Below are 18,404 nucleotides of genomic sequence, written 5' to 3'. Positions count from 1 at the left end.
AAATTCAGGAAATTATTATGTCTTATACGGCAAGGCTAAAACTGCCGCTTATCCATAGCGGGCAGGCACAGAAAGAAATCACCCATAACGAAGCGTTAAATATGCTTGACGTACTAGTAAATCCGGTAATTCAGGAAGTCAATATAAATTCGCCGCCTGATTCACCGAAGGCGGGGCAATTATATATAATCGATCAAAACCCAACCGGCGAATTTGCTGAACATGCGAATAAAATAGCACAGAGGTTAGACAATAGTTGGCGATTTATTACTCCCCTTAAATGGTTAGAAGTTGCGCTTGATAAAGACGGCAGTAAATATCGCTTTGATGGCAAAAGCTGGCTGCAAATCGGCGTTTCAGCTTTATCCGTTATGCCTGTGCAGGTTCAAAATGATTATCTAATTAAAAAAGATAGTGGCGAGTATTTACGGGTAATGCATTTGGAGGAGGATATAAAATTATCAGGAAAATATACTGATACCAAAATCCAAATCCCGCATCACACTATAGTAATTGCTATTAATATCAGGGTTCTAGAGGAAGTACAGGGCTGTAGCTCTTTTAGCGTCGGGGTTACGGAAGATACTAAACGCTACGGCACTGCACTAGCCATAACGAAAGATACTACCAATATCGGCTTAACTAACCATCCGTTAACTTATTGGCACGATACGCCGATCAGACTAACCGCCGATATCGGTAAATTTACCGGCGGCATAGTCAAAATAACCGTCCAACTACTCAAGCCCCACGGCTCTTGGCACTGGGAATAATACACTAATCAAAACCATCAACATTAACAAAAAGGTATTTTTATGAAAACATTACAAGGATTTAGAACAATTATATTTAATGGAACAGCATTATTAACAGCTTGGCTTGCTGATTTAAATATTGAATTACCGGAAGAACAAAAAACGGCAATAAGCGTAACTTTTATAGCAATTATTAATATTATCTTAAGGCTAATCACCAAAACCCCGATCGGTAAAAAAGAAGCAGCAGAGCCGCTGAAGAATAAGGCAATCAAAAATAATTGAGGTTACGTTAAATGTCCGCTCAAGAACTAGCCAAACAGTTAATCAAGCAATTTGAATCCTTAAGGCTTGCTCCGTATTATTGCCCTGCAGGTCGTAAAACAATTGGCTATGGTCACGCAATAAAACCCCATGAATTGCCATATTTAGACACTGAAATAACCAAAGAACAAGCCGAGCGATTACTTGATGAAGATGTTAAGCAAGTGCAAATAGCTTTACATAAATACTGCCACGTTTATTTATCAGTTAATCAACAAGTAGCCTTAATCTCTTTTATTTTTAATTGCGGTGCCGGAGCATTCAAAGCATCAACACTTAGACGAAAGCTTAATAAAGGTCAATATTCCGCTGCAGCCGATGAATTTTTAAAATGGGTTTATGCAGGGGACAAAAAATTAACAGGTTTAGTAAAACGCCGTACTATAGAGCGAGCGGTGTTTTTGGGTGAGGTGGATTTATCTTTGATTAAGTTCTGAACCGCAAGGGGATATAACGATTTTATACAAGCATCTTGTTAAAAGATTTTCTGATCAAGCGTAACTTTTAAATATGAGCTATGTGTAGTTACATAACCCCCTAACCCTTAACAACAAGCCGCTCATCTTATGGAAAAACTGCCATCGTAGCCGCTTCGATCTTCCGGCTTTCAAAGCCGAATATCCTGAACTTTACGGGCTGTTTCTCAAAGAAACGAATAGTAGAGTATTTAGGTTAAGCAATCATATTGAAACCTTACAATAATATCCTTTAGTTATTACCTTGCTTTTTAAAGTTATATTTAATTTGTTAATCTTTTTTTATTTGACTTATTCCCGATATACTTGTAATTATTTTAGCAAATATAAAAGTTAATTTACGGTTAACAAATATTAATAAATACAAGCTAAAGAGGTAGTTATGTTTTTATGGAATACGTTAACAAAAACGTCACATGAGAGACTAATAGAAGCTATAAAGGAAAAAAATATAACAGAAGCGCAAAACTTAATTGCACAAATGGATATTACTCAATTAAGTAAAGTTGATAATAACGGCGATACGGCTTTAATTTGGGCTGCCTATAAAGGCTTAGAAAAAGTTTGTGAAATGCTTATTTCTAAAATGTCTGACCAGGCTATTAATGCTATTGAAAAAGATCACGGCAATACGGCATTAACTTTGGCTGCTAATAAAGGCTTAGAAAAGGTTTGTGAGATATTAATACCTAAAATGACCGATCAGGCTATTAATGTTGTTACTAAAAACAATGGTGATACGGCATTAACTTTGGCTGCTAATAAAGGCTTAAAAAAGGTTTGTGAGATATTAATACCTAAAATGACCGATCAAGCTATTAATGTTGTTACTAAAGACAATGGCAATACGGTATTAACATATGCTGCTAGTAAAGGCTTAGAAAAGGTTTGTGAGCTACTAATACCTAAAATGACCGAGCAGGCTATTAATCAGGTTAATAATAGCGGCTGTACGGCATTAACTTTGGCTGCGAGTTATGGCTTAGAAAAGGTTTGTGAGATATTAATACCTAAAATGACCGGTCAGGCTATTAATGTTGTTACTAAAAACAATGGTGATACGGCATTAACTTTGGCTGCTAATAAAGGCTTAAAAAAGGTTTGTGAGATATTAATACCTAAAATGACCGATCAAGCTATTAATGTTGTTACTAAAGACAATGGCAATACGGTATTAACTTATGCTGCTAGTAAAGGCTTAGAAAAGGTTTGTGAGCTACTAATACCTAAAATGACCGATCAGGCTATTAATCAGGTTAATAATAGCGGCTGTACGGCATTAACTTTGGCTGCTTGGACAGGCTTAGAAAAGGTTTGTGAGCTACTAATACCTAAAATGACCGATCAGGCTATTAATCATGTTAATAGTAACGGCGATACGGCATTAACTTTGGCTGCTTTTAAAGGCTTAGAAAAGGTTTGTGAGCTACTAATACCTAAAATGACCGATCAAGCTATTAATCAGCTTAATAGTAACGGCGATACGGCATTAACTTTGGCTGCTTGGACAGGCTTAGAAAAGGTTTGTGAGCTACTAATACCTAAAATGACCGATCAGGCTATTAATCACGTTAATAAAAACGGCGATACGGCATTAACTGCGGCTACTTTGAAGGGCTTAGAAAAAGTTTGTGAGCTACTAATACCTAAAATGACCGATCAGGCTATTAATGTTGTTACTAAAAACAATGGTGATACGGCATTAACTTTGGCTGCTAGTGAAGGCTTAGAAAAGGTTTGTGAGCTATTAATACCTAAAATGACCGATCAGGCTATTAATCAGGTTAACAATTACGGCAATACGGCTTTAATTTGGGCTGCAAGTAATGGCTTAGAAAAGGTTTGTGAGCTATTAATACCTAAAATGACCGATCAGGCTATTAATCAGGTTACTAATAACGGCAATACGGCATTAACTTTGGCTGCTTTTAAAGGCTTAGAAAAGGTTTGTGAGCTACTAATACCTAAAATGACCGAGCAGGCTATTAATCAGGTTACTAATAACGGCAATACGGCTTTAATTTGGGCTGTCGAGAGAGGCTTAGAAAAAGTTTGTAAGTTACTTATTTTTAAAATGATAGAAAAAATAATTTTTAACTTACAAAATAGTACCAATATTGACGAAACAGATAAAGATATAATAGAAAATAATATATACAAAATATATGGTAAAGTGCAGAAGCTAACAGATAAAAACGACATAATAAATATAACTCAAAGTGTGAAAGAGCTTATAGAAAACGAAATTACCGAAGGAACAGTTGTAGATTTAGAGGATGAAGTTAATGAAATACTAGAAAAACAAGCTCAAATAGAGGGAAATATACGTATACAGAAGTTAAATATATTCAACGAAATAGTAACAAAAATAATTACGAAATTAGAAATTGCTAATATTAAAGATAACACAGTAATACAAAAGCAAATAAACGAAATAGCAAGTAAAGTGCAAACTTTAAAAGACAATGCTAATATAGAACAAATAACAAATAGTATGGTGAAGCTTATAGACGGCAAAATCACTAAAGGAACAGTTATAGATTTAAAAAAGAAAGTTGATACAATGATACTTCAAGAAATAAACGAATCAGCTAGTATAATCACATTTATAGTAAAAGAAATAATTTATGACAAACCGCTTTTAAATCATCCGGAATTGCTAGGGGCTGCGTTGAAAAAATTTAGCTTAAAGGAAATAGGCGAGCGGATTGATGAATTAAGCCCGCGTTTAATAGATGCAGCAATTAATAGTGAAGAGGGGGAGCTTATTATATTGGGTGGTTTGATGAGTTTAGACAATAGCGCAGCACCTACAGGCTAAAGATGTTGCTTGGCAGTATATTATTTAAACTTTTAAAGGAGGAAAATATGAAAGAGCTAATAGAGTATTTAGAACAGAAAGAATTTATAGAGGAAGCTAATAGTTTACGCAACGGCGGCACTTCTCTTAAACTTTCTGAAAAAAATATAGGATATGTAGAAATTAAGGAAATCATCGAGTTACTAAAAAAAAATACTACTCTTACTTCTCTTAGTTTTTGGGGTAACAAAATAGGTAATGCAGGAGCTAAGGAAATTGCTAAACTGCTCAAAACTAATAAAACTATTACCTCGCTTGATCTTGGATATAATAATATAACAGGAGCAGGAACAAAAGAACTTGAACAAGCTTTAAAAATAAATGTTACTCTTATTTCTCTTAATCTTGCGTGGAATCAAGTAGACGCATTAATAGCTAAAAAGGTTAAAGGATATTTATTAAGAAATCTCGGCATAGCGAACATAGCAAAGGAAAATGATAAAAAAGACAGTTGTATAATGAGTTTTGAAAGTGTTGAGGTTTAGGGGGTAGTTTATATTAGTGTAAAGATAAGGGGCAGTTTGCCTCCCGCTTGTTGAATAGATGTTATTAGTTAGCAATATAATTAATATCCGCAGGCAAGTAAATAATGACTACACGAAGTTCGTAAATTTGTCTAAAATTGTCTACTAGGGTTGTCCCTCTAACGAGCCGCCTTAATCTCGTTTATCTTTAATTGTGGGGCTGGGGCATTTCAAGCATCAACATTGCGGCAAAAGTTAAACCGAGGCGAGTACCTGCTAGCCGCCAATGAATTACTGAGATGGGTACACGCTAAAGGCAGAGTTAAGCTGCAAGGCTTGATAAGACGCCGACAATTAGAGCGGTCATTGTTCTTAAACTAATTTTTAGTTAAATTTCTATTGCATTCTTAAAACTCCCCATTATGATTCTGTCTATAGCTCATTTTTAACAAAATATTAAAATTTATAGAATTTAATAAAGATAAAAATATGAAAGAACTAATAGAATTTCTAGAAAAAAGAGGTTTGAAAGAAGAAGCAGGTAACTTAAGAAACGGTGCTACAACGCTTTCTCTTTATACTAACAACATAGGTGAGCTAGGAGCAAAGGAAATCTCGAATGCTCTTAAAGAAAATAAATCTTTAACTTTGCTTAATCTTCAGAGTAACAACATAGGTGAGCTAGGAGCAAAGGAAATCTCGAATGTGATTCGATCAAATAAATCTTTAACTTCGCTTGATCTTCAGAGTAACAACATAGGTGATCTAGGAGCAAAGGAAATCTCGAATGCTCTTAAAGAAAATAAATCTTTAACTTTGCTTAATCTTCAGAGTAACAACATAGGTGAAGCAACGTTGGACACAATTGACGGATATCTGCAAAGGAACAAAACTATAGCAGAAAAAAAAGCAGAAAGCTTAAATGCAGAGGGTAATAATTTATGCAGTCAAGAAAAGTATAATGAAGCTATAGAAAAATATAAAGCAGCAATAAAAATTACGAAAGAATCTGTAGGGAAAGAAAACAAATTATATGAAGAAAATAAAGCAAAAGCAGAAAAGAAATATGAAGAACAACACGCACAAATACTTACAGAACCCTCAAATAATGAGCTTAACGAATTAGTAAATAGTTTTTTTAATAATGATATTTCTGTAAATATTTGTTTTCCAACAATAAGCGATGAAGCAGCAAAACTAATGGCGAATAAATTAAGAAATATTGCTACAATCACCAAGGTTAGCTTTTTCGGTACTCAAATAAGCGATAAAGGTATAAAAATCATTACCGAAGCTTTAAAAGTAAATAAGCAGTTAGAAAAATTTAGTTTTAGTTGTAGTGATTTAGGCGATCAAAAAATATCGATATTAGCCGAAATTCTACAGATTAATACCCTTACTCATATTTACCTTGGTGAAAACAAGATAGGTATTACAGGAATTAAGGCAATTATTGAAGCCCTAAAATTAAATAATACTACTGTATATTTAGATTTACACAATAATAATATAGGTGATGAGGGAGCAAAGCTAATAAGTGAATTCCTGAAAAACAACAATAGTTTAAAGTATCTCGTTATTGCATTGAATAATATAACTTATGAAGGGACAAAAGCAATTATAGAAGCTTTGAGAGAAAATATTATTATTACGGATTTAGATTTAGGACAAAATAATATAGGTCAACAAAACGAAGTTATAATTGAGAAATACCTACAGCGAAATAAAAATATAGCAGAGACAAACGATAAATTTCAAAAACTAACGGATGAATTAAACGCCAAAGTAGCCAAGGATGCTACTATAAAAGATAAATCTACAATGGAAGATACTATAAAGGTTATATCGCAAAAAACTAAGCTTTTAATTAATAAAACCGATATAGAGCAAGTAACGGTTAACATCCAAGAGCTTTTAGATAAAAATAGAATTACTAAGGGAAATATTATAGATTTAGAAGACGAGCTTGATGTAATAATTGACAAACAGAATATAGTTGAGGATATTAGCGTGTTAGGTGGTGATAGTACCTTTGGATAAATTATGAATCAGTTAATAAAATTCTTAGAAAATAAAGGCTTTACCGAAGAAGCAGTAAATTTAAAAAACGACGGCGATATTCTTAAGCTTTCCGAGAAAAACATAACGGATAAGGATGTTAAAGAAATCTCGGAATTATTAGCAAACGATAATAACATTATACAGCTTGATTTATTCGGTAATAAAATAAGTAGCGATGGAGCTATTGCAAATTGCTAAATTGCTTAAACTTAATAAAACTATTACCCCTTAAATTTATGCCATCTGTGAATAATCTTGTTGGATTGTAAATAAAAATAACCAAGCAGAACCCCCAACAACCGCAATCACTACTACCTCATCAATACCGCTTAGTCTCAATCGCAATACTAAAAATTATAAAAGATAAAAAAGACAAAGAGCATGAACTGAAAATAATTGGCTTGCAAATAGAGGCTATGAGATTAAAGCAGTACGCTAAGCTTGAGGAAATACAGAGCTATACGGCAATAGAGGAAAGCAAATATTTATTACCCGTACAAACTGTTAAGTTCAAAGCTGTTGAAATAATAGCGGCTTTGGTTCGTCCGATAGTTACTTATACTACTTTGTTGTTATATTGCTCCTTAAAACTGTTCATAGTTTACTTTTGCCTGAAAATAATCGGCTGCGTTAATTTAGACGTCATAGATAAAGTTTGGACTGAAGAAGATTGGGCGTTATTCTTTGGGGTTACGACTTTTTGGTTTGGTCAGCGTTCTATTAATAAAACAAGGCTATAAATTTATGCTAGCCATAACAATTGCGTCTGATCTCATCAAACAATTTGAGGGGTTACGCCTTAATTCTTATTACTGCCCGGCAGGTCATAAAACCATCGGTTATGGGCATGTGATAGAACCGCAGGAACAAATAGGCAACAGAATTGATAAGCAGCAAGCCGAAGATTTGCTTGAGAAAGACATACGAAAAGCCGAAACTATATTATATAGATATTGCAGAGTCCCGTTAACCAAAAACCAACAAGCCGCCTTAATCTCGTTTATCTTTAACTGCGGCGGTGGGGCATTTCAAGCATCAACCTTGCGGCAGAAACTCAATAGAGGCGAATACCTAAACGCCGCCAATGAATTACTGCGTTGGGTAAACGCTAAAGGTAGGGTTAAGCTGCAAGGCTTGGTAAAACGTAGAACAATAGAGCGGTCATTGTTTTTAAATTAATTTTTGGTTAATATCGATTGAATTCTTGAAACTTTTTATTATAATCTACTCTACTTTAGTTTTAACAAAATATTAAAGAGTAAACTATGAAAGAGTTAATAAAATTTCTAGAGGAAAGAAAATTAACATGGCAAGCTGACGATTTAAGAGACGGTTGTACTGGGCTTGGTTTTAGCGGTAGACAAATGGGAGATGATGAGGCGATAGCTTTAGCAAAAGTACTAGAAGATAATAATTTTATAACTTGTCTTGAGCTTATAGATAATCAAATAGGGGATAAAGGGGCGATAGCTTTAGCAAAAGCACTAAAAAACAATAATTCTATTACTTCCCTTAACCTTGGACAGAACAATATAGGTGCAGAAAAAGTAGACTAATTACCGAAACTCTAAAGTCTAATAATTCTATTACTTCCCTTGATCTTAACCAGCAATATAATAACCAAATACGGGATCAGAAAAGATGCTATATGCTCAATGGATATCCTAACCCTCCTCAAATAGGGTATTAATACTACCTTAAATTTAACATTACTTACTTTAATCCTCTATATATTCATAAATTCCTTAAATCAATCTAAATTCATTTATTTATACTTCTAATTAAATTTCTATTGCATTCTTAAAACTCCCCATTATGATTCTGTCTATAGCTCATTTTTAACAAAATATTAAAATTTATAGAATTTAATAAGGATAAAGATATGAAAGAATTAATAGAATTTCTAGAAAAAAGAGGGTTGAAAGAAGAAGCAGGTAACTTAAGAAACGGTGATACAACGCTTAAGCTTAGAGGGAACAACATAGGTGAGCTAGGAGCAAAGGAACTAGCTGCAGCCCTAAAGTCCAATAATTCTTTGACGTCCCTTGACTGAGGTGGTACCCTTTGTCTAGACAAATTTTTTAAATTTTAGAGGTGTAATTCTCCTTTATTAATGTATTGGTTTTTCAAAGTAAAGTTTGCATTTTCTATGTCATATAGCCTCTTGGTAATTTTCTAGTTTTTCTGCAAAATGTATCATTTTAGGTGTCTTATATTCAAGCGATTGATGAGGTCTTTGCTTATTATAAAATTCTATATAATCTCTGATAGCTATCTTTGCTTCACGTACCGTTTCAAGATCAAAACGATAAATCTTCTCTTGTTTCAAAGATCTCCAAAAACGTTCAATAAATACATTATCTAAGGCTCTGCCTTTGCCGTCCATACTAATAGCTATGCCTTGTTGCTCAAGTATTTGAGTAAAATCTTTTGATGTAAACTGTACTCCCTGATCCGTATTAAAAATGTCAGGCTTGCCATGTATAGATATTGCTTCATTTAGAGCTTCAATACAAAAATCATTTTCTAAACTAATCGACACCCGCCAACTCAAAATATAACGACTATACCAATCCATTATAGCAACCAAATATACAAAACCTTGCTTTAATCTTATGTAAGTAATATCTGCACAGTAAACTTGATTGGAGCAAACCACCTCTATATTATTTAATAGATATGGGTATACTTTATGAGCCTGATTCCTACGGCTTAAATTAATTTTTGGGTATACTGCTTCAATACCAAGTATTTTATAATATTTTCTTATCATCTTACGACTAACATTTAACCCTTCCGATTTTAGGACATGAGACATTCTTCTAGTACCATAATAGGGATGCTCTGTAAAAATCTCATCAATTCTGTTCAGTACTCTATACTCCTTATCATCTAAGGTATTCCTAGCTCGGTAATAGTAACTTGAGCGGTTTAAATCTAAAAGTTCGCATTGTCTTGCTATGGTTAATTTTGAAGCATAACTTATCATTTTTTTCCTAACCTCTAAATCCAAAGATACTAGATTTTTTTTTGAGCCAGTCTCTTTCAACTGTTAACTGGCCTATTTGCTCAAATAATGATTTAATTAAATCTTCTTGGCCGGTATCTTGTTGTTTAGATTTCGATTTAAATCCAGAAACCATAAAATCTAAAGCTTCTTTCTTCCATTTATAAATCTGATTAGCGTGAACACCATATTTGCTGGTAATTTGAGCTATAGTCATTTCTCCAGATATTGCTTCAATTGCTATTTTTGCTTTTTCTTCTGCGCTATATTTTTTAACTTGTTTTTTCATTTTTTGCTCCTTTTCCTAGGAGATATTATACCTACTTTTCTCTATTTTCTTGTCTAGTTTTTGGGTACCATTATAGACCTTTGGAATAACAACATAGGTAAAGTCGGAGCAAAGGAGTTAGCAGCAGCCCTAAAGTCCAATAATTCTTTGACGTACCTTGACCTTAGCGGGAACAACATAGGTGAAGTCGGAGCAAAGGAACTAGCTGCAGTGCTAAAAACTAATTCTACTCTCACCTTTCTTACGCTTTCTCGAAACATTATAAGAAGTTCAGGAGCGTTGGTGATAGCTGAAAGCTTAAAATTTAATACTACTCTCATCAAACTTAACCTTGCCATAAATGACATAGAAGATTTTGGAGCGTCGGCAATAGCTGAAAGCTTAAAAACTAACACCACTCTCATCGAACTTGAACTTAGCGGTAACAGCATAGAAGATATAGGAGCGTCAGCAATAGCTGAAAGCTTAAAAACTAATACCACTCTCATCAAGCTTTATCTTGGAAGTAACAATATAAGGTATTTGGGAGCGTCAGCAATAGCTGAAAGCTTAAAAACTAATACTACTCTCATCAAACTTAAGCTTAGTGGTAACAGCATAGAAGATATAGGAGCGTCAGCAATAGCTGAAGGTTTAAAGCTTACACACCTTTATCTTTGGGAAAACAACATAGGGTATTTAGGAGCATCGGCAATAGCTAAAAGTTTAAAACTTAATACCCATTTTATCAAACTTGAACTTGGATATAACAACATAGGGTATCTAGGAGCGTCGGCAATAGCTGAAAGCTTAAAAACTAACACCACTCTCATCGAACTTGAACTTAGCGGTAACAGCATAGAAGATATAGGAGCGTCAGCAATAGCTGAAAGCTTAAAAACTAATACCACTCTCATCAAGCTTTATCTTGGAAGTAACAATATAAGGTATTTGGGAGCGTCAGCAATAGCTGAAAGCTTAAAACTTAATACTACTCTTATTGAGCTTGGGCTTGGAGGTAACGACATAAGATATTTAGGAGCATCAGCAATAGCTGAAAGCTTAGAAACTAATACCACTCTCAGTAAACTTAATCTTAGTGAAAATAAAATAGGAGAATCGATAACAAAGAAAATTAATGAATTAGCAGGAAAAAAAGCAAAAGTATTAAATACAGAAGCTGATACTCTTTACAATAAAGGCGAATATGACAAAGCAATAAAAAAATATAAAGAAGCAGTAAAATTCAGTAGCAATTTAGATACATCAAATTTAAATGAAATTGTTATTTATTTTACGTATAAAGGAAATGTAAAAAATGCAGAAAAGAAATATGAAGAACAACAGCAGAGCTTAAAATTGAAACAAGCAACTTCGGTAATAAATGAAAACGAGCCGACAGAAATGAAAGATTTACCTAAAGAACTAACAAAACAAGATATAACTCAACCAAGCTTTACAGTTTCAGAAAGCATGAAAGAATTAATAGAATTTCTAGAAAAAAGAGGTTTAAATGCACAAGTAGATAGTTTAAAAAAAGGTGCTACAACGCTTAATCTTAGTTGCGGTTTATTTGGTGCTAGTAAGCAACCGATAGGAGCTGAAGGAGCAAAGGAACTAGCGGCAGTCCTAAAGTCTAATAATTCTTTGACGTACCTTAACCTTAGAGAGAACAACATAGGTGAAAGCGAAGCAAAGGAACTAGCAGCAGCCCTAAAGTTCAATAATTCTTTGACGAGCCTTTACCTTGGATGGAACAATATAGGTGACGGCGGAGCAAAAGAACTAGCAGCAGCCCTACAGTCCAATAATTCTTTGACGTACCTTTACCTTGATAATAACAACATAGGTGACGGCGGAGCAAAGGAACTAGCAGCAGCCCTACAGTCCAATAATTCTTTGACATACATTGACCTTTACGGGAACAAAATAGGTGATGAAGAAAAGAAGCTTATAGCCGGCTATTTACAGCGAAATAAAAATATAGCAGAGACAAACGATAAATTTCAAAAACTAACGGATGAATTAAACGATAAAGTAGCTAAGGATGCTACTATAAAAGATAAATCAACAATGGAAGGTACTATAAAGGTTATATCGCAAAAAACTAAGCTTTTAATTAATAAAACCGATATAGAGCAAGTAACGGTTAACATCCAAGAGCTTTTAGATAAAAATAGAATTACCAAAGGGAATATTATAGATTTAAAAGACGAGCTTGATGTAATAATTGACAAACAGAATATAGTTGAGGATATTAACGTGTTAGGTGGTGATAGTACTTTTGGATAAAAAAGGACGGGGACAATTTGTCCCCACCCTTTAAATTTTTATGCTGCTTGTAAATTTTGTTGCATAAGAAAAGTATCACTTATATACTGTCTTTTTGTAGCGGTGGTTAGCAAATCGTACACTAGCCTCCACCACTTCTATATTAAATTTCCTTTAGGTTTTATGGTAGGTATACTGTTTGTATTTCGGAAATTGGATTTTATTTTGAGGGGCGAGTACACGAAGCTTATACTTAATAAGTGAGTACGCAAGTCCCCGATAAAATGAAAAAACAATTTTTGAAAGATGAACAGTATAATCGTTTTTATAAAAACCTAGGTCCCCATAAATTATCGGCAATTATTGAATTTTTGCAAGATAGTATAGAAGCGCCTGAAGTCAATTATGACGATATAATTATTCATGATATAAAAATCCTTGAAGAAGCTTCCCCCTGTGATATTACTTTTTTAAGTAACCCTAAATATGCAAGTTTGCTAAAAAATACTAAGGCTGCGGTTGCAATAATTCCCAAAGATTTTGCTGAAGAAGTCAATGATCAAACCATTTTATTAAAAGCTCAAAATTCATATTTTGCTTACGGCAAGTTAATTGATTTTTTTTATAGCTCGGTAAAATCTCACTCGCCGAAAATAATGAAATCGGCATATGTTGCAGATTCAGCAATTATCGGCAAGAATTGTTATATAGGTCATAATGTTATTATTGAAGATAATGTTGTTATAGGCGATAATAGCGTAATAGAAGCCGGGACTTTTATAGGGGGCGGTGTAATAATCGGTAAAAACGCTTTAATATATTCAAATGTTTCGATAACTTATAGCATTATCGGCGATGATGCGGTAATCTTATCGGGGGCGCGAATCGGTCAAGACGGCTTTGGCTTTGCTACCGAGAAGGGAGTACATTATAAAATATTTCATACCGGAATAGTTAGAATCGGTAATAATGTTGAAATAGGCGCTAATACTACTATCGATAGAGGTTCGATAATTGATACGATAATAGAAGATTTATGCCGTATAGATAATTTAGTACAGATTGGGCATTGCGTAAAAATAGGCAAAGGATCGATTATTGTAGCGCAGGTAGGAATAGCCGGCAGTAGCGTAATCGGTCAATATTGCGCTCTTGGCGGACAAGTCGGTGTCGCCGGTCACTTAACGATAGGCGATAAGGTGCAGATAGCGGGGCAGAGCGGCGTAATTCAAAATATAGAATCCGGTCGCATTGTCGCCGGATCTCCGACGGTATCAATGAGAGATTGGCATAAACAAGCGATAATTATGAAACAATTAACAGAGCCTAAAAAAGAGAGAGTTAAATAATGACTATTGAGATTGTCGAAATTATGTCGATGCTACCGCATCGTTATCCTTTTTTGTTGATAGATAGAGTAAAGGGATTTGAGCTTGGTAAGTCAATTACCGGTATTAAAAATATTACGTTTAACGAACCGCAATTTATGGGACATTTTCCGACAAAACCGGTTATGCCGGGTGTTCTAATAATTGAAGCTATGGCGCAGCTAGCAGCTATTTTAGTAGCAAAATCTTTAGATTCAACTAAAGATAAAGAAGTTTTTTTAATGGCTATTGAAGATTCTAAATTCCGGAAAATTGTTCAGCCCGGCGATACCATGCATATTTATGCGCAGATTGACCAACAACGGGGAACGGTGTGGAAGTTCTATAGTAAAGTCACGGTTGACGGGGAGCTAGTCGCCGAAAGCAAATTTACCGCAATGGTTAGATCAAACCAGTTAAGTTAGCAAAAAATGAAGTAAGAAAAAATGATAACTAAAGGCTCACCGATGTTATTCCTGTGTGGCATTGGCGTTGTTGCATGGCTCGAATTTTCGATGTCATTTTAGCTAAAGGCGGGAATCCAGAAAAGTATTTAAGCGAATTATATAGTAAATTTTTATATAAGTTTGTTTATTTTTAGTATTTTTTCTAGATTCCCGCCTGCGCGGGAATAACATACGGCACTTTTTTAGAGCCATGCAATAACGCCTGTGGCAATGCCCGCGTGGATCAAAAGCGTTGCAAAAAATACCGTCATTGCGAGGAGGCACATCGTGCCGACGCGGCAATCAAGTATAAACATATTTTTATGCTAAACTAGTTTAGCATTCTAATTAAATCCCTCATTACATTCGGGATAGCCTGGATTGCCGCGCCGCTTGCAGCGGCTCGCAATGACGTAGAGTTTTCGAGCCATGCAACAATGCCTTCTCGCAATGACGGCTTACGTTTTTGCTCCTTAAATTGACACTCATGAGCGAAGGCGGGAATGACATTTTGGGGCGTTATAACTCTTAAAATAGGTTAGTAGTGGTAATATCTAATATACATCCTACCGCAATAGTCGCTAAAACAGCATCTCTTGGTAAGAATGTAAAAATCGGTCCTTACTGTATTGTCGGACCGGAAGTAATGCTTGCCGATAATGTAGAATTAAAATCTCATATAGTGATTGAAGGGATAACTAAAATCGGTGCAAATACGGTTATTTACCCTTTTGCATCTCTCGGTCAACCTCCTCAAATTTTAAAATATGCCCAAGAAAAATCAGAAACAATTATAGGCGTTAATAATGTTATTCGTGAGTATGTCACTATCCAGGCGGGTAGTAAAGACGGGGGAATGGTCACATCGGTAGGCGATAATTGTTTGTTTATGGTAGGTGTTCATATCGGTCATGATTGCCGAGTCGGTAATAATGTGGTATTTGCGAATTACGTAAGTTTAGCCGGGCATGTTAAGGTCGGTGATTATGCAATAATCGGCGGGCTTTCTGCAGTTCTTCAGCATGTGCGAATCGGTGCGCATTCGATGATAGGGGGCATATCGGCGGTAGTTGAGGATTTAATACCTTTCGGGCTTGCTAGCAGTGAAAGAGCAACGCTTGAAGGCATGAATTTAGTTGGAATGAAAAGACGGGGTTTTGAAAAAGAAGAAACTTTAAGAGCAATAAAAGCACTTGAAGAAATTTTTTCCGGTGAAGGAATATTTACCGATAGAGTTAAAAAAGTCTCGGAGAAATATAAAAACAACTCCATCGTGCAGCAAATTATTGAGTTTATTAACCAAGATAGTACCAGAGCTTTTTGTTTTCCTAGGAAGAAAAATTAATAGAATTACTTAAAAGCTAGGTTCTGTGAACAAAATTTAAATTATTTATATTTTAAGGTATTTTTATACGAAAATTAATAAGATTTTTGCCGGAAGAGCTACTCCTATTTCAAAAAAATCTTATAATTTGTAGTTAAAAATAAAATAGATTAATTTAAATTTTGTTCACAGAACCTAGCTAAAGAATCCCTGAAAAAAATAAACAAAACGATTAAAGTATTTCAAAAAATAGAAAATAGAAGTAATTAAAAATAATATTTGACTTTATACGTCAGTGACGTAATAATGTAGCGGCGTTCGTATTATTTATTACTATAAAAATAAAGAAGAACAAATTTGGTTGTTAACTATTTATGCAAAAAATGAAGCTGATAACATACCGGCTTCTGTTTTAAAGAAAATTAAAGAGGAATTAGATTTATGAAAGCAAAGAGAAATATTGGAGCAGAAATTTTACAATCTATTCAAGATATAAAAATAGGAAAGGGAAATGTAAAAAAAATAGAAACAAGAGATGATATAATAGATATTAGAAAACATTTGCACCTTTCTCAAACAGATTTTGCTGTTCTTATGGGAATTAGTGTCCGAACGTTACAGGAATGGGAACAAGGAAGGCGTAAACCTAGAGGTCCTGCTATATCCTTATTAAAAATAGCATCTAAACATCCTGAAATCTTTATTAACCATTTTCATAATTAAGTGTAATAAGGTAAAAAATAAATAATAAATAATAGAAAAGAATAGAAGCAATTAACTAAGCTAAGAAAAGTATATTAGCACTACAAATCCTCCAAACTCCATCTTGCTCTTGGACAGAAATTTAAAGGACTGAATAAGTTATTATTAAAACGCTCAAGGCCGGCGTAAGCAATCATTGCCGCATTATCGGTACATAGCTGAGTAGGGGGGGCTATAAGCTGGTAACCGTACTCTGCTAGCTGCTTTGTGAGTAGTGTGCGTAAATACCCGTTAGCGGCAACTCCGCCGGCAATTACTATACTCTTCTGCTCTTCCAAATCGGCTCCGTAAAACTTCGGGGAATTCACGTACTCACCTAGTTTATCTAGGCTGCGCTCGCTCACCCCTTGTTTTATGTTCCAATTTGAAAGATCATTTGAGTATAATGAGTACTCGGCAATAATTTTCTCATATACTTTGATAGCTTCTAAGGTTTTTATAGTAAGGATTTCTCCGATCGTATATTGAAAGCTGGCGGCTATGTCGTTAATTTCCGTTTCCCCTATCTTTTTAAGCTTTATTATTAATGAACGCACAGCGGTTTTAAGACCGGAAAAAGACATATTACAATCACCGCTATTAATAATCGGCTTCGGTAAAACATATTTATACGGATCGCCGGATTTTGCCCTTTTTTCAATTTCCGCTCCTCCGGGAAAGGGAAGCCCTAGCATCTTAGCGACCTTGTCAAATGCTTCACCGACCGCGTCGTCGATAGTTTGCCCTAGAATTTTATATTTACCTAAAGCCCTAACTGCCGCAAATTGACAATGTCCTCCTGAAACTAACAAGAGCAAATAAGGATATTTTACGCGGTGGGTTAGCCGAGCGGTCAGAGCGTGACCTTCTAAATGATTAATTGCAATAAAAGGTTTTTTTAAAACGGTTGCAAGAGCTTTGCCGAACATTGACCCCACTATAACGCCGCCTATTAATCCGGGACCGGAAGTTGCGGCAATGGCGTTAAGTTCTGCTAATGTAAGTTTGCTCTCATCTAATACCTGCCTCGTTGCTTTTTCCAAATTAGCTAAATGCGATCTTGCGGCAATCTCCGGCACTACTCCTTGAAAAGCTTCATGTTCTTTATTCTGCGAGATAACTATATTAGCAAGAATTTTATGATCCGAGGTAACTATTGCTACTGCCGTATCATCGCAACTTGATTCAATGCCTAATATTTTTATTGAATTATCCAAAAAATTTCCTGTTTGGTTATTTTGAACAGTAGAGTATTCCTACTTTCGAGCCATGCAACAATGCCCCGCCTTTAGCTAGAATGACATTGAGTATTTTGAATATAACTTATACCGCGAATGAATTACCGCATCCGCATTTTGCTTTAGCGTTTGGGTTGCTAACGTTAAAATATGAACTGCCGAGTTCCTCTATAAAATCTAAAATACACTCGGCTATAATTTTTTTAGATATCGGATCAATAACGATCATAGCGCCGTTTTTGGTAGCAATATAATCATCTTCCTCAATAGTTGCCTTTTCCACAAGTTCATAATTATACATAAGTCCGGAACAGCCGCCGCTATCAACAGAAACTCGGAGAGCTAAATTTTCATTTTGCTCTAGCTTAATTAATTCGTGAACTCGATTAAAAGCGTTATCGGTTATTGTTATGGTCACTAAAATACTCTTGTAAAAATCTATTTAGATTATATAGTGTATGCATGTTATACTCGGTTAACTTGAAAAACTGTCATACCGTGGCTTGACCCACTACTGTACGAACGTTTAAATAAAGAGGTAAAAATTCTGTCATTCCGTGGCTACGACCACGGAATCCAGCTTATAATATCATAAAAAGATTCTAAAATAAGTCTAATATGGCTTTATTTTCCTGGATGCCGTGATCAAGTCACGGCATGACACAGCCTTTTTTCAACGTTCGTACAGTAGTGGGCTTGACCACGGTATCCAGTACTTAACTTTTCTGGACCCCGTGATCAAGTCACGGGGTGACACTTCAATCTTTCATTTATGAGTATATATACACTAATTTAACAGTTC

General features: G+C 34.8%; 23 protein-coding genes. 18 read left to right on the top strand and 5 right to left on the bottom strand.

All coding sequences use genetic code 11. The features are described from left to right. Nucleotides 1–17: 17 nt before the first annotated feature. The 12 genes from AAHM91_RS08175 to AAHM91_RS08120 all read left to right on the top strand — a co-directional run bounded on the left by AAHM91_RS08175 (nt 18) and on the right by AAHM91_RS08120 (nt 8,993). Nucleotides 18–773, top strand: a complete 756-nt coding sequence (locus AAHM91_RS08175) for a DUF2793 domain-containing protein (protein WP_342270466.1) — start codon at nt 18–20, stop codon at nt 771–773. A 42-nt stretch (nt 774–815) separates the two neighbouring features. Continuing rightward, the gene (locus AAHM91_RS08170) at nt 816–1,040 is read left to right on the top strand and encodes a hypothetical protein (protein WP_341792939.1); all 225 of its coding nucleotides are present in this window, start codon (nt 816–818) and stop codon (nt 1,038–1,040) included. 11 nt (nt 1,041–1,051) lie between these two features. Next, nucleotides 1,052–1,516 carry a lysozyme gene (locus AAHM91_RS08165; protein WP_342270465.1) on the top strand — a complete coding sequence of 155 codons (465 nt, stop codon included), beginning with the start codon at nt 1,052–1,054 and terminating at the stop codon, nt 1,514–1,516. Between the two features lie 421 nt (nt 1,517–1,937). After that, complete coding sequence (locus AAHM91_RS08160; protein ID WP_342270464.1) at nt 1,938–4,376, top strand: ankyrin repeat domain-containing protein; 2,439 nt, start codon at nt 1,938–1,940, stop codon at nt 4,374–4,376. A gap of 47 nt (nt 4,377–4,423) precedes the next feature. After that, nucleotides 4,424–4,900, top strand: a complete 477-nt coding sequence (locus AAHM91_RS08155) for a leucine-rich repeat domain-containing protein (protein ID WP_342270463.1) — start codon at nt 4,424–4,426, stop codon at nt 4,898–4,900. Nucleotides 4,901–5,074: 174 nt separating this feature from the next. Further along, nucleotides 5,075–5,260 carry a lysozyme gene (locus tag AAHM91_RS08150; RefSeq protein WP_342270758.1) on the top strand — a complete coding sequence of 62 codons (186 nt, stop codon included), beginning with the start codon at nt 5,075–5,077 and terminating at the stop codon, nt 5,258–5,260. A 108-nt stretch (nt 5,261–5,368) separates the two neighbouring features. Further along, nucleotides 5,369–6,919 (top strand): leucine-rich repeat domain-containing protein, encoded by a 1,551-nt coding sequence (locus AAHM91_RS08145; RefSeq protein ID WP_342270462.1) that lies wholly within the window; start codon nt 5,369–5,371, stop codon nt 6,917–6,919. Nucleotides 6,920–6,922: 3 nt separating this feature from the next. Then, on the top strand, nt 6,923–7,138 hold the full coding sequence (locus AAHM91_RS08140) for a hypothetical protein (protein ID WP_342270461.1): 216 nt from the start codon (nt 6,923–6,925) through the stop codon (nt 7,136–7,138). Nucleotides 7,139–7,341: 203 nt separating this feature from the next. Further along, the gene (locus tag AAHM91_RS08135) at nt 7,342–7,680 is read left to right on the top strand and encodes a hypothetical protein (protein ID WP_342270460.1); all 339 of its coding nucleotides are present in this window, start codon (nt 7,342–7,344) and stop codon (nt 7,678–7,680) included. 4 nt (nt 7,681–7,684) lie between these two features. Then, a complete protein-coding gene (locus tag AAHM91_RS08130) occupies nt 7,685–8,119 on the top strand; it encodes a lysozyme (protein WP_342270459.1) in 435 nt (144 codons plus the stop codon). An 86-nt stretch (nt 8,120–8,205) separates the two neighbouring features. Beyond that, nucleotides 8,206–8,496 (top strand): hypothetical protein, encoded by a 291-nt coding sequence (locus tag AAHM91_RS08125; protein WP_342270458.1) that lies wholly within the window; start codon nt 8,206–8,208, stop codon nt 8,494–8,496. Between the two features lie 326 nt (nt 8,497–8,822). Next, the gene (locus AAHM91_RS08120) at nt 8,823–8,993 is read left to right on the top strand and encodes a hypothetical protein (protein ID WP_342270457.1); all 171 of its coding nucleotides are present in this window, start codon (nt 8,823–8,825) and stop codon (nt 8,991–8,993) included. 99 nt (nt 8,994–9,092) lie between these two features. Here the strand turns inward: AAHM91_RS08120 and AAHM91_RS08115 are convergent, their stop codons facing one another. After that, on the bottom strand, nt 9,093–9,929 hold the full coding sequence (locus tag AAHM91_RS08115) for an IS3 family transposase (protein WP_342269489.1): 837 nt from the start codon (nt 9,927–9,929) through the stop codon (nt 9,093–9,095). A 7-nt stretch (nt 9,930–9,936) separates the two neighbouring features. Next, nucleotides 9,937–10,236 (bottom strand): transposase, encoded by a 300-nt coding sequence (locus AAHM91_RS08110; protein ID WP_045812944.1) that lies wholly within the window; start codon nt 10,234–10,236, stop codon nt 9,937–9,939. A 60-nt stretch (nt 10,237–10,296) separates the two neighbouring features. On the opposite strand from AAHM91_RS08110, the gene AAHM91_RS08105 reads away from it, so the two are divergent. The 3 genes from AAHM91_RS08105 (at nt 10,297) to fabZ (ending at nt 14,278) form a co-directional block, all read left to right on the top strand. Then, nucleotides 10,297–12,507, top strand: coding sequence for a hypothetical protein (locus AAHM91_RS08105; RefSeq protein WP_342270456.1), 2,211 nt, complete (start codon nt 10,297–10,299; stop codon nt 12,505–12,507). Between the two features lie 263 nt (nt 12,508–12,770). Further along, nucleotides 12,771–13,835 carry a UDP-3-O-(3-hydroxymyristoyl)glucosamine N-acyltransferase gene (gene lpxD, locus AAHM91_RS08100; RefSeq protein WP_342270455.1) on the top strand — a complete coding sequence of 355 codons (1,065 nt, stop codon included), beginning with the start codon at nt 12,771–12,773 and terminating at the stop codon, nt 13,833–13,835. Further along, nucleotides 13,835–14,278 carry a 3-hydroxyacyl-ACP dehydratase FabZ gene (fabZ, locus tag AAHM91_RS08095; protein ID WP_253307980.1) on the top strand — a complete coding sequence of 148 codons (444 nt, stop codon included), beginning with the start codon at nt 13,835–13,837 and terminating at the stop codon, nt 14,276–14,278. The genes lpxD and fabZ overlap by 1 nt, the downstream gene beginning before the upstream one ends. A 102-nt stretch (nt 14,279–14,380) precedes the next feature. Here fabZ and AAHM91_RS08090 read toward each other — a convergent pair whose 3' ends face one another. Continuing rightward, a complete protein-coding gene (locus AAHM91_RS08090) occupies nt 14,381–14,512 on the bottom strand; it encodes a hypothetical protein (RefSeq protein WP_342270454.1) in 132 nt (43 codons plus the stop codon). A 331-nt stretch (nt 14,513–14,843) separates the two neighbouring features. Between AAHM91_RS08090 and lpxA the strand changes: the two genes are divergently transcribed. Together lpxA and AAHM91_RS08080 are read left to right on the top strand one after the other, a co-directional pair. After that, the gene (gene lpxA / locus AAHM91_RS08085; protein WP_253307979.1) at nt 14,844–15,644 is read left to right on the top strand and encodes an acyl-ACP--UDP-N-acetylglucosamine O-acyltransferase; all 801 of its coding nucleotides are present in this window, start codon (nt 14,844–14,846) and stop codon (nt 15,642–15,644) included. Nucleotides 15,645–16,064: 420 nt separating this feature from the next. Continuing rightward, entirely contained in the window at nt 16,065–16,346 is a 282-nt protein-coding gene (locus AAHM91_RS08080) for a helix-turn-helix domain-containing protein (RefSeq protein ID WP_341793733.1), read from the top strand. Nucleotides 16,347–16,426: 80 nt separating this feature from the next. Here the strand turns inward: AAHM91_RS08080 and tsaD are convergent, their stop codons facing one another. Both tsaD and AAHM91_RS08070 read right to left on the bottom strand, forming a co-directional pair. Then, nucleotides 16,427–17,569 (bottom strand): tRNA (adenosine(37)-N6)-threonylcarbamoyltransferase complex transferase subunit TsaD, encoded by a 1,143-nt coding sequence (gene tsaD, locus AAHM91_RS08075; RefSeq protein ID WP_342270757.1) that lies wholly within the window; start codon nt 17,567–17,569, stop codon nt 16,427–16,429. Nucleotides 17,570–17,687: 118 nt separating this feature from the next. Beyond that, entirely contained in the window at nt 17,688–18,020 is a 333-nt protein-coding gene (locus tag AAHM91_RS08070) for an iron-sulfur cluster assembly accessory protein (protein ID WP_253307976.1), read from the bottom strand. 223 nt (nt 18,021–18,243) lie between these two features. Between AAHM91_RS08070 and AAHM91_RS08065 the strand changes: the two genes are divergently transcribed. Beyond that, the gene (locus AAHM91_RS08065) at nt 18,244–18,378 is read left to right on the top strand and encodes a hypothetical protein (RefSeq protein WP_342270453.1); all 135 of its coding nucleotides are present in this window, start codon (nt 18,244–18,246) and stop codon (nt 18,376–18,378) included. The last annotated feature ends 26 nt before the right edge of the window (nt 18,379–18,404 follow it).

This window comes from Rickettsia endosymbiont of Orchestes rusci (assembly GCF_964030945.1).
Lineage (GTDB): Bacteria > Pseudomonadota > Alphaproteobacteria > Rickettsiales > Rickettsiaceae > Rickettsia.
The sequence above is the reverse complement of the archived record's forward strand: the minus strand, read 5'-3'. Positions and strand labels throughout refer to the sequence as shown.